A 12,302-nucleotide genomic window follows, 5' to 3' on the forward strand; every position below is an offset into this window, starting at 1 on the left:
ATGATTTAATCATTCTAAAAAGTAGATTTTGTTTTTTCTTTCATTTTAAATTACCTATAAGTTTTTATATAGTATAAGTTTGCTTTATTACTTATAAAAAGGAAAAAAATATGTCACTTTTAATCACTAGAGAATGCATATCCTGTGATGCATGTAGGGAAGAATGTCCCGATGAAGCAATCTATGATAATGATCCAATTTATGTCATAGATCCTGATCTTTGTACTGAATGTGTGAATGAATTTTCAGAACCAGCTTGTATAGTAGCTTGTCCAGTAGATTGTATCATACCTGATCCTGATAATGTAGAAAGCATTGATGAGCTTCGTTTAAAACATAAAAATAAAGATATTTAATGGCTAAAAAAACAGCAGTAATTGACCTTGGCTCTAATTCCGTTCGTATGGTAGTTTTTGAAAAAACCTCAAGATATGGTTTTTTCATTTGTAGTGAGCACAAAAAGAAAGTAAGACTTGGAGAAAATGCTTACAATAATAATAAAATTCTTCAAGAAGAAGCCATGCTTAAAGCCGAAAAAGCTTTGACTTATTTTAAGGAAAAAGCTTTAAAAGAAAAATGTAGAAAAATTATTGCTGTTGGAACTTCTGCATTAAGAGATGCGCCCAATGCTAAAGATTTCATAGCTAGAATAGCAAAAAATGTAGGTTTAAATATAAAATGTATTAATGGAAAAACAGAGTCATTTTTAGGTGGGCTTGCTGCGCTAAATTTACTATCAGATATTCAAAATGCCACCACTATAGATATAGGTGGAGGATCGACTGAGCTTTGTTTAATCAAAGAAGGTAAGATTGTAGATTGTATTTCACTTGATCTTGGCACAGTAAGATTAAAAGAAATTTTTTACGATACAAAAAAATTTAATGCACTAGACCAATTTATACAAGAAGCACTAAAACAAGTTCCAAAGCATTTTCAAAATGAAAATATCATTGCCATAGGTGGAAGTTTAAGGGCATTGTCAAATTCTATAATGAAAAAAAACTCTTACCCGTTAAAAATGATTCATAATTTTAGTTATAGTTTTGAAAAAGAAAAAAATCACATAGAAAAAATTCAAAATGCTAAAAATTTAAATGATTTTAACATAAAAAAAGATCGTTTTGATACTATAAAAGAAGGATGTGTGATATTTTTAGCACTAGCAAAAAATTTAAAAGCTAAAAATATCATCACCTCTGCAGTGGGTGTTAGAGAAGGTGTATTTTTATCTAATCTTTTTCAAAAATATACTAAAATAAAAAACGAAACAACGGATTTTTCAAAATTTAATGCCAAATTTCCTCCGAATTTCAATCCAAGCTTAAAATCTATACAAGATCGTTTTAGTATAGATTATAATGATAAAAGTGCTTATTTTGCAAATAAACTATTTGATACTCTTTTGCCTATCCATAAAATTAATCTTGCTTTTAAAAAAGATCTTATAAATGCTGCAAAATTATCGCATATAGGCGAGAGAATTAATTTCTATTTTGCCAATGAACATAGTGCTTATATAGCTCTAAATAGCCTGCATTTTGGTTTTTCACATAAAGAAATTTTATTAATTTCTACTATTTTAAAAGCCAATGGAAAAAAAATCAATCCATTTGCGATAGAAAATATAAAAGATTTACTACCAAATAATCACATATTAGCTTGGCTTAATTTTATTTTAGCTTTATCAAAAAAACTTGCAAAAGACACTGATGAGAATCTTGATTTCACGCTAAAAAATCATACTTTGTATATATACTCGACTAAAAAACAAATTTATTTTTCAAAAGAAGAAATCAAAAAAATTTCGAAGCCAAAACTTATCATTTTAGCTTTTAATCAGCAAAATTAATTATTTTGTTTTAAAAGTAAATTTTGCAATCTTTGTTTATTTTCTTCAAAATAAGAGTCAAAATCTTTTTCTTTTGGCTTTTGAGGTGCTTTGTTTTGTTCTTCATTTTTTATCAAAGCTTCATTTGTTTCTAATACCACATTAGAGTTTCCTATAATCATAGTATAACGCTTCAAACCATACTCAAAAACTACAAGTTGATTGTGTCTATCAAGTGGTCTTTGAAAGATTAAATTAAAATTCCTATCTAAAGGGTGTTTTTGTCTTAGATATATTTTTAAAAACCAAAGTCCAACAAGCAAAAGTATCAAAACGCTTACAACTAAAATATAATTTGTAAAATCATATTCTTGCATTTTTATTTCCTCGTTTTTTTCCTCTAAGCTTTTTTTAGTACTTAAATTTACACCTTCTTTTTGAGCACGCAACCTTAAACCATATTCGCCAATCGCATCAGCGGTAATTTGTATTTTATCACCTACACTTAAAGCTATAAAAGTTTTTTTATCTTCTGAAAAAATTTTAATTTTTTTTATAATATCAGAATTTAACGCTCTATCTTCCTCTTTTGCACTTTTAGCATTTAAAGTAAAAATAATAATACCATCTTTTTTCTTTTGACTAATACCTTCTTTATAAGGAACATCAAATGAAAAAGTAATATCCACCCTATCTTCTCTTGGATAAATATTGTAATCAAGAATTTTTGCCCCAAAAAGAGGTAAAGCAAGTAGTAAAATCCAAATAAATTTCATTGCAATTCTTTTTTGAAATACTGCAATACTGATTTAGAATCTAAAATTTCATTAATCCTTATAGCAAGGTTTTTCTCATACACCATTACCTCACCTTTTCCAAAAATTCTTCTATTTAAATAAAGTTCCACGCTTTCACCCGCTGGCTTTTCAAGGTCTATCACAGAACCAACTTCTAGCTTTAAAAGTTCTCTTACACTCATATTAGTAGTACCAAGCTCACTAACAAAATCAACGCTAATATCTAAAATATCTTCATAAGATTGCAACAATCCTAAATGATCTTCTATCATAATTTTTTATAACCTATTCTAAAACGAGCATTTTTCATTTCATAAGTAAATTTTTCTTTGAGTTTGATTTTTGAAAATCCATCAATACGTCCTAAATATTCAGGAACACCCAAGCGATATTCATCTTTGCCATTAGTGTCATTAAGTAATTTTTTGGCATAACCTATAATTTGATTAGCTACTTCTTTTACTAAATCTGCTAGATCATCTTCTTTTAACTCTTCATGCAATAAAAATTGCGCAATCTCATTAAGAGCCTTTTTTTGAAAAAACAGATAAAAACTATATTCTTCATCTTTAAAATACAAAGGTATAGAAGCCCCATAAAGCTCGCCTCTAATCACGCTTGTTGGTGTAATTTTAAGTTTTAAAATGTGTTCACAAAAGTGATAAATCGAATATTCTAGTGTTTTAGTCATAGTTTTTTCCTTAGATAACTTTATAATAAATTTATTTTACTAAATAAACCTTTAATCATAATTAATAATTAAAATATAAAATATAGTAAATTTTTATTTAAATTAAAAAAGGTTTTTTAATGTTTATAGAAAATTTTAACACAAATGAAAAAGTTTTCATCATCGCTGAACTTTCAGCCAATCATGCAAATAGTCTTGAAATAGCTTTAAAAACTATACAAGCAGCCAAACAAGCAGGAGCTGATGCTATAAAAATTCAAACCTATACCCCAGATAGCTTAACACTAAATTCTGACAAAAAAGATTTTATTATTGAAGGTGGTTTATGGCATGGACGCAAATTATATGAGCTCTACGAAGAAGCTAAAACTCCTTATGAGTGGCATGAAAAACTTTTTGAATGTGCTAAAAATGAAGGTTTAATTTGCTTTTCTAGTCCTTTTTCTAAAGAAGATGTAAATTTTTTAAGGCAATTTAATCCCCCAGCTTATAAAATCGCTTCCTTTGAAGCAAATGATTATGATTTTGTGCGTTATGTAGCAAAAGAAAACAAACCTACTTTAGTTTCTACAGGCATAGCCTATGAAGAAGAACTTGAAATGATTGTTAAAATTTTTAAAGAAGAAAACAATCCGAATTTGATTTTGCTAAAATGCACCTCGGCTTATCCTTCACAAATTTGTGATTTAAATTTAAATGTCATAAAAACTTTACAAGAAAAATTTAACACTATTGTTGGTTTAAGTGATCATAGCGAGGGATTTTTAGCACCAACTTTAGCCGTAGCTCTTGGTGCAAGAGTCATAGAAAAACATTTTATATTAGACAAAACTTTAAATAGCGCTGATGCTAAATTTAGTCTTGATTTTGAGGAGTTTAAACAAATGTGTTCTATGGTGCGTTTAAGCGAGCAAGCTTTAGGAAACAAAGAATTTAGCATGGATGAAAAAACTTTAAAAAACCGCCATTTTGCAAGAAGTTTATACGCAAGCAAAGACATCAAAAAAGGTGATATTTTCACACGAGAAAATATAAAAAGCGTAAGACCGAGCCTAGGTTTGCATCCTAAATTTTTACCTATCATGCTTGGTAAAAAAGCAAGTTGTGATATAGAATTTGCTAAAGCTTTAGAAGAAAAACATTTCAAGGAATAATCATGGAAAAACATATTTTTAATAAAAATTTAGAAGCTTTAAAAAATAAAAAATTAAAAGAAAAATTAGAAAATTTTAAACCCCAAAATTTCCAAATTCTACAAGGAAAAGACTCCCTAGATATTAATTTTATACATCATGGGGGGGGGTATACACTATATAGCAATACTCTTAGTGAGTTAAATGAAAAACTAAACTTATATAATGATAAATATCTTTTATACCCTGTGCTTTATTTTTATGGTTTTGGTAATGGAATTTTATATAAAGCCCTTTTACAAAACAAAAATAGACAAAAAATAGTTATTTTTGAAAAAGAAATAGAATTTATTTATCTAAGTTTTCGATGTATAGATTTTAGTGAGGAATTAGAAAATAATTCTTTGATTATTTTAGATACCAGCGCGATCGATGTTAATATTTTTGAAGAAATTTGTTCAAATAGTCCTTTTTTTAATTTTTTAAGAACATATTTTTTAGATTTGCACTGCGATTATTATGAAAAATATCAAGAAGATATTATACAAACCAATAAAAACATGCAAATATACATAAAAAAATCTATTTTCAGATATGGAAACGATTCCATTGATGCCTTACAGGGTATAGAAAATTTTGTTTATAATCTTCCTGATATTATCTCAAATTATTCTTTCAAAGAATTACTTTTAAAAAGAAAAAAACAAGCAAAAAACGCAATCATAGTTTCTACAGGACCATCACTAATAAAACAACTTCCTTTATTAAAGCAATATGCTAATTATGCTAGTATATTTTGTGCTGATAGTGCTTATCCTATACTAGCAAAACACAATATAAAACCTGATTATGTATTATCTTTAGAAAGAGTAATAGAAACTTCAGAATTTTTTAATAATGATTTTGGTGATTTTGATAAGAATATAGTGTTTGTTTTAAAATCTTTAATCCATCCTATTACATTTAAACATCTTAAAAGCAAATATAGAAAAACAACTTTAATTAATTATTATACTTTTTTTACACACTTTATAGGGCTGCATAATTTTGGCTATATGGATATGGGGCACAGTGTAGCGACTATGGCATATTTTTTAGCCCTAAATTTAGATTTTAAAAACATTATATTTATAGGCCAAGACTTAGCTTATGCTGATGATGGAGCTTCACATCCTGAAGAATATTACTATGGAAAATATGATACTTATAATCCTCAAGAAATTGATTATAGCTTAACAACATTAGCTTACAACGGGAATCATTATGTAAAAACAAATGAAATTTGGATACTTTTTAAAACCCAAATAGAAGAAGCTGTTTTTAATGCAAAGAAATTTCTTAATATCACAACCTATAATTGCACCGAAGGTGGAGCCAGAATTAATCATACCATAGAAAAACCATTTAAACAAGTATGCAAAGAACTACTAACAAAAGAACTCAAAAAACCTTTTGCTAAACTTGAAAAATTAAATGAGAACAAGCAAAAAGAATTAATGTTAAAAGCATTTTACAAAATTCATCAAGTTTTAAAACTAAGCCACACTTTAATCAAAGAATGCATTCACTTGTCAAACAAACTAAATTTTATAGGAAATGATGAAAAGAATTTTTCATTATTGATTAAAGAATTAGATTGTTTTAAAACTAAATTTGAAAAAATAAATGTTTTAAAAGAATTAGTTAATCCTTTAAACACTCAATTTGAGCTTAATCTTGCTAGAATTTATGTACTTAACCCAAAAACAAAAGAAGATGTTTTTAACAAAAATTATCTTTGGATTAAAGAACACTTAGAATGGTTAGAACTTATAATAGGCCATATAAAAAAATTACAAGAAAGTCTAGAAAAAAATATTACAAATTTAGAAAAAGAATTGATAAATAAAAATCTCCAAAAACAAATTTCAAGGATAAAAAATACCTTGTTTTAATGTTTTTATAAAATATAGTAATTTTGATATAATAAAATAAAAATTTGGACTTTAAATGAATAAAGAATTATTTTTAAAAAACACCCAAGCTCTTTTTGAAGTAGATCAAATACTAGCTTATGAGTTGAGAAAAATCACTCAAAATCATAAATTTAAAATCATAGAAAATAAAATTTTTGATTTGCAAAATCAAGTTTTTTTAGATGAAAGTCATTCTTTTGATTATGATAAATTTCAATTATATCCAGTATTATTTTTTTATGGTTTTGGCGATGGAAAATTTTTTATAGAACTTTTAAAAAATCAGAATTTAAAACATATTGTTATTTTTGAAGAAGAATTAGAAATTTTATATCTAGCTTTTCATATGATTGATTTTACCACACTTCTTAGAAAAGAAAAACTTATTTTGTTTTTTACACCAAATATCAACACCGCTCAACTTAAAGTTTTATTTAATTATCCGCAAATCAAACATACGCTGAAAATTTTCAATTTTCATTTTTATAATGATTTTTATATTAATTTTTATACACCCAATGCTCAAAATGTGATGCAAATTTTATTAAATCTCATAAAAACACTAATGCTTGCTCGTGGAAATGACCCAAAAGATGCTTTGCTAGGAATAAAACATAATATTATAAATTTAGAAAAAATCATCGCTCATACGCCTTTTAAAAATCTAATAAAAGATAGAAAAGCAAAAGCAAAAAATGCCATTATAGTTTCAACAGGTCCTTCTTTGATGAAACAACTTCCGCTTTTAAAAAAATACCAAGAAAATGTTGTGATTTTTAGTGCTGATAGCTCTTATGCTATCTTAGCCAAAGAGGGAATTAAGCCTGATTATGTCTTTTCACTAGAAAGAGTAGATTTTACTAGCGAATTTTTTAATAATGATTTTGGAGAATTTGATAAAAATATATTATTTATCATAGCTTCTTTAACTCATCCTAAAACCATAGAATATTTAGAAAAAAATAATAGAAATTATATGCTTGTTTTAAGACCTTTGTTTTTTGAAAGCAAACTTGGCTTAAATGAATATGGTTTTTTGGGAAATGGCATGAGTGTTGCTAATATGGCTTATGAGTTAGCTGGAGCTTTAAGATTTGAAAATATTATTTTAATAGGGCAAGATCTAGCTTATAGTGATGATGGAAAGTCTCACCCAAAAGAACATTTATATGGTGATCAAGGAGATGAAGAAGTTGTTTATAAAACAATCTGTGCATATGGAGGCAATAAAGAAGTAAAAACACAACTCACATGGTATTTGTTTTTAAAAAGTTTTGAAAAAGATATAGCTCTAGCTAGAGATATATTAAAAATCAAAACTTATAATGCCACAGAAGGTGGGGCAAGGATAGAAGGAACCATAGAAAAACCTTTTAAAGAAATTTGTGAAGAGTTTTTAAAAGAAAAAATTGAAAAAAATATTATTTTAACAAAAGCAAAAAATCCACAAAAAAAACTAAAACAATGCAAAGAAAAACTCAACAAACAAATAAAACAAAGTGAAATTTTTATCAATGAATGTAAAAAAGCTATTAAAGATAAAAGCTTAGAAAGATTAGAAAAACTAAGACTTAAGCTCCCAAAAAGTGAATTTTTTTCAGATATTTTACAAGCTAGATGCTTTCAAAATGAATGTGAGGTTTTAAAATACAAAGTTGAAAAAGAAAAAAATACAAAATCTTTCTTAGAACAACAAATCGATTTTTTTGATGAGATTATTTTATATCTTGAAAATTATAATAAAACTATAAAAGAAAATTTAAAGGCATAATTATGAATCATGAGCTTTTTAAGAAAAATATCCAATCCCTTAACCCATCTTTTCAAAAACTTTTTAAAAACATCAAAAAAACACCATATATAATAATACAAGGAAACGATTCTTTAGATATTAATATTAAAGATAAACAAGGAAAGATAATTTATGAAAATCCTATTTTAGAATTAAATACTATGCTGGCAAAATATGATCAAATGTATAAATTATATCCTGTGCTTTATTTTTTTGGATTTGGAAATGGAATTTTATATAAAGCTCTTTTGCAAAATCCAAATTTAAAGCATATCATAGTTTTTGAAGACAACTTGGAATTAATATATAGCTTGTTTTTTCATATAGATTTTTCAAAAGAATTAAAAACAAATAAACTAATTTTAGCACAATGCAATATGCCAAATTCTGCATTACTTTCTTTAATGTCAAGAAATCCTTTTAGAGAATTTATAAGAACATATTTTTTAGAAATACATTCTAGATACTATGAAAGATTTGCAAATGATATTTTAAATTTAAATCAAAAAATACTCTCTTGTATAAGATCTATTGCAACTATAAAAGGAACAGATACTAAAGATACTTTGCAAGGGATAGAACAATTCATGGAAAATATTCCAAAAATGCTTTCAAAACCTTGCTTAAAAGAATTACTAAATAAAAGAAATACATTGAGTAAAAATGCAATCATAGTATCTACTGGACCATCTTTAAGTAAGCAGCTACCTTTACTCAAACAGTATCAAGATAATGTGGTAATTTTTTGTGCTGATAGTGCTTATCCTATTTTATATCAAGAAAATATCAAGCCTGATTATGTTTTTATGGTTGAAAGAGGAGAAATTACTGCGGAGTTTTTTAATAATGACTTTAAAAATTTTGATAAAAACACATTATTTATTTTAACTTCATTAGTTCATCCTAATGCAATTAACTATCTAGAGCAAAATAATAGAAAATTTATATGTATATCAAAAGAAACTTTTGAAACTTATTTTGGTTTAAATGCTTTTGGTTATGTTGATTTAGCAATTTCTGTTGCACATTTAGCTTTTATATTTGCCAATCTATTAAATTTTAAAAATATTTTTTTTATAGGACAAGACTTAGCTTTTAATGATCTAGGACACTCTCACCCTACAAACTACAAGCATAGTCCAACTTATGAAAGTCGATTGGAAAAAATTGATACTTTGGCTTATGGTGGCAAGGGCTATGTAAAAACACATATTGCATGGGATATGTTTAAAACTAATCTTGAACATTTAATCACAAATTCAAAAGCAAAAATTTACAATGCCACAGAAGGTGGGGTAAGGATAGAAGGAACTATAGAAAAACCTTTTAAAGAAATTTGTGAAGAGTTTTTAAAAGAAAAAATTGAAAAAGATTTTCCTATTTTAGAAAACTTTACCCCGGATAAAAAACAAGAATATTTGCTAAAGACCTATCATAAATTAATTAAATTATTAGAAGATATAGAAAAATACTTAAAAAAGTATCAAAACATAATCAATTTTATCAACAATTCATCTGATGCAAATATTACATTACAATATCTAGACGAGCTTGATCTTGATGATTTTAAAGATAATGCTTTAATAAGACTTTTGCTCGCTTGTTATTTAGATCAACTACGCTTTCATCTTGCAAAAATTTTTGTAATAATCCCAAAAAGCCAACAAATGCAAAAAGAAAAAAGTAAATTTTGGATCAACTCTCATTTAGAATACTTTCAACTCATTATTATCACCCTAAAAAAATTAGAAATAATTCTTTTAAACAAAAAATGTTTTATAAAAGACATTCTGACTAAAAATAATTTAGAAAAATATATTAAAAAATGACGATATTATTTTTTTAATCAAAAAGGATAAAAATGAAAACAGAGATTTTTAAAAAAAATTTAAAAGCCTTAAAAGGAAGTGAATATCAAACACTAAAAAGAAAATTAGGTAGAATAAAAGAAGCTAAAGATTATATTTATGTTTTTGATAAAGATCCTTTAAATTGTAATATATGTTATAAAAATATAAAAAATTTATATATAAATCCTTTAAAAGAACTACAAGAAAAAATTGAGTTATTTAATAAAGAATACTTAAGATACCCTATACTTTTTTTCTATGGATTAGGCAATGGTATATTTTACAAAAGTTTGCTTGCAAATAAAGAACATAAAAAAGTTATTGTATATGAAAAAGATATTGAGTTAATATTTTTAGTTTTTAATATGATAGATTTTTCCAAAGAACTTTTAGAAGGTAGATTTATTTTAATCCATACAAAGGAATTTAACTATACAAAAGCTGATACTTTATGCTCTTTTTTAAATTTATTTTTAAAAACTTACACTCTACATATTCATTGTGAATTTTATGAAGAAAGACAAAAAGAAGAAATTAAAAACATAAATGATTTAAATTCCAAAGTTATTAAAAATATTGCCTTAAGAAGAGGAAATGACCCAATTGATGCTATGCAAGGCATAGAGCAATTTGTTCTAAACTTACCTAAAATGCTTACACATCCAAATTTTAACGAATTTAAGAAAAAAAGATCAAATAAAAGCAAAAATGCTATATTGGTAGCTACTGGACCTTCTTTAAAAAAACAACTTCCTTTACTTAAAAAATATGCTAATAAAGCTACTATATTTTGCGCTGATAGTGCTTATCCTATCTTAGCAAAGGCAGGTATAAAACCTGATTATGTTTGTATGCTAGAAAGAGATGATGTGGTGTCAAAATGCTTTGATAATGACTTTAAAGAATTTGATAAAGACATTACTTTTATTTTAGCTTCGTTAGTATATAAAGATAGTATAAAATTTTTAGAAAAAAATAGAAGAAAATATATTTTAGTTTCAAGATCAATGCCTTTTGCTTATTCTTTAGGATTACATGATTTTGGCTATGTAAGCGGTGGAATGAGTGTAGCACATTTAAACTATGAACTAGCACTTTTGTTAGGACATGAAAATATCATCTTAATAGGACAAGATTTAGCTTATAGTGATGATGGAAAATCTCATAGTGAAGGATTTTTACATGAAAGTTATCATGAAGGAGATTTTGAACGCGATCATGGAAAATTTGAAACCTTAGCTTATGGTGGAAAAACTTATGTGCAAAGTTCAGAGGTTTGGATGTTATTTAAACAAATTTTTGAAAGTTTATTTCACAAACAAACAAAAGCAAAAATTTATAATGCCACAGAAGGTGGGGCAAGGATAGAAGGAACTATAGAAAAACCTTTTAAAGAAATTTGTAAAGAGCTTTTAAAAGATGAGGTAAAAAAACCTTTTCCAAAACTAAATCCACCAAAACGCAAAGATAGCCAAGAGCTTATGTTAAAAGCTTACAAACAAATCAAACAAAATATAAAAGCTAATGAAAAATTCTTAAAAATTTGTAAAAAATTACATAAAGAATTAAACTATCAAAGCAAAACACATTATACTTTACATGAGTTAAATACAAAAATAGATCAACTAAAAGAGACTATAGAAAGTAATAAATACATTTTCTTAAGAGAAGTTTTAAGTCCTTCTTTATTTCATCTTGAAAGCAATTTTTCAAAAATTTATGTTAACCCTATGCACAATGATAGCGATAAACAAAATAAACTTGTTGCTTGGATTACAGCACATAAATCTTGGTTAGAAGAAATCAGCGAGTTAGCTTTAGTCCAAGAAAAAGCCTTAAAAATAGCCATCATACCTTTACAAGATATTTTAGAAAAAAGAAATTTAATATAAGGCAAAACTGCCTTATATTATTTGGATTTATTGTAAGAGTTTTAAAACATTTTGTTGCACAGCATTAGCCTGACTCATAGCATAAGATCCACTTTGAGCTAGGATGTTGTATTTAGAGAAATTTGCACTTTCTGCTGCAAAGTCTACATCTCTGATGTTTGATTCAGCTGATTTGATATTTACTTGGGTTACACTGATGTTATTTAGTGTAGCTGTGATTTGATTTTGCACCGCACCAATATCAGCTCTAATGGCATCTAGATTTGCTGTAGCAGTTTCTACTATATCCATCACAGCCATAGCACCTTTAAGTGTAGTAACACCTGGAGTTTGATCATTAGCTGCTATATTCATAGAAGCC

At 26.4% G+C, this 12,302-nt stretch carries 11 protein-coding genes; 7 read left to right on the top strand and 4 right to left on the bottom strand.

What is annotated here, in order from left to right; genetic code table 11:
* Window positions 1-110: 110 nt before the first annotated feature.
* Window positions 111-356, top strand: coding sequence for a YfhL family 4Fe-4S dicluster ferredoxin (locus L8X38_RS07065; RefSeq protein WP_012660922.1), 246 nt, complete (start codon window positions 111-113; stop codon window positions 354-356).
* Entirely contained in the window at window positions 356-1,852 is a 1,497-nt protein-coding gene (locus L8X38_RS07070; protein WP_263659707.1) for a Ppx/GppA phosphatase family protein, read from the top strand. The genes L8X38_RS07065 and L8X38_RS07070 overlap by 1 nt, the downstream gene beginning before the upstream one ends.
* On the opposite strand, the gene L8X38_RS07075 is transcribed toward L8X38_RS07070, so the two are convergent.
* From L8X38_RS07075 to L8X38_RS07085, 3 genes are read right to left on the bottom strand one after another with little or no spacing between them, the layout of a single operon-like run.
* On the bottom strand, window positions 1,849-2,607 hold the full coding sequence (locus tag L8X38_RS07075; protein WP_263659706.1) for a hypothetical protein: 759 nt from the start codon (window positions 2,605-2,607) through the stop codon (window positions 1,849-1,851). The two genes, L8X38_RS07070 and L8X38_RS07075, sit on opposite strands and share 4 nt — an antisense overlap.
* On the bottom strand, window positions 2,604-2,900 hold the full coding sequence (fliN, locus tag L8X38_RS07080) for a flagellar motor switch protein FliN (protein WP_133319684.1): 297 nt from the start codon (window positions 2,898-2,900) through the stop codon (window positions 2,604-2,606). Before fliN ends, L8X38_RS07075 begins: the two co-directional genes overlap by 4 nt.
* A complete protein-coding gene (locus L8X38_RS07085; protein ID WP_133319685.1) occupies window positions 2,897-3,319 on the bottom strand; it encodes a chemotaxis protein CheX in 423 nt (140 codons plus the stop codon). The genes fliN and L8X38_RS07085 overlap by 4 nt, the downstream gene beginning before the upstream one ends.
* A 119-nt stretch (window positions 3,320-3,438) precedes the next feature.
* Here L8X38_RS07085 and pseI point away from each other — a divergent pair, with 119 nt between their 5' ends.
* From pseI to L8X38_RS07110, 5 genes are read left to right on the top strand one after another with little or no spacing between them, the layout of a single operon-like run.
* Window positions 3,439-4,473 carry a pseudaminic acid synthase gene (gene pseI / locus L8X38_RS07090; RefSeq protein WP_263661647.1) on the top strand — a complete coding sequence of 345 codons (1,035 nt, stop codon included), beginning with the start codon at window positions 3,439-3,441 and terminating at the stop codon, window positions 4,471-4,473.
* A gap of 2 nt (window positions 4,474-4,475) precedes the next feature.
* A complete protein-coding gene (locus L8X38_RS07095) occupies window positions 4,476-6,386 on the top strand; it encodes a motility associated factor glycosyltransferase family protein (protein WP_263661648.1) in 1,911 nt (636 codons plus the stop codon).
* Between the two features lie 55 nt (window positions 6,387-6,441).
* Window positions 6,442-8,178 carry a motility associated factor glycosyltransferase family protein gene (locus tag L8X38_RS07100; protein WP_263661649.1) on the top strand — a complete coding sequence of 579 codons (1,737 nt, stop codon included), beginning with the start codon at window positions 6,442-6,444 and terminating at the stop codon, window positions 8,176-8,178.
* Window positions 8,179-8,180: 2 nt separating this feature from the next.
* On the top strand, window positions 8,181-10,028 hold the full coding sequence (locus tag L8X38_RS07105; RefSeq protein WP_263661650.1) for a motility associated factor glycosyltransferase family protein: 1,848 nt from the start codon (window positions 8,181-8,183) through the stop codon (window positions 10,026-10,028).
* 32 nt (window positions 10,029-10,060) lie between these two features.
* Window positions 10,061-11,941 carry a motility associated factor glycosyltransferase family protein gene (locus tag L8X38_RS07110; RefSeq protein WP_263661651.1) on the top strand — a complete coding sequence of 627 codons (1,881 nt, stop codon included), beginning with the start codon at window positions 10,061-10,063 and terminating at the stop codon, window positions 11,939-11,941.
* 27 nt (window positions 11,942-11,968) lie between these two features.
* On the opposite strand, the gene L8X38_RS07115 is transcribed toward L8X38_RS07110, so the two are convergent.
* On the bottom strand, window positions 11,969-12,302 hold a 334-nt coding region (locus L8X38_RS07115; RefSeq protein ID WP_263661652.1), incomplete at its 5' end, for a flagellin.

This window comes from Campylobacter sp. CNRCH_2014_2452 (genome assembly GCF_025772865.1).
In the GTDB taxonomy this organism is placed as follows: domain Bacteria; phylum Campylobacterota; class Campylobacteria; order Campylobacterales; family Campylobacteraceae; genus Campylobacter_D; species Campylobacter_D lari_D.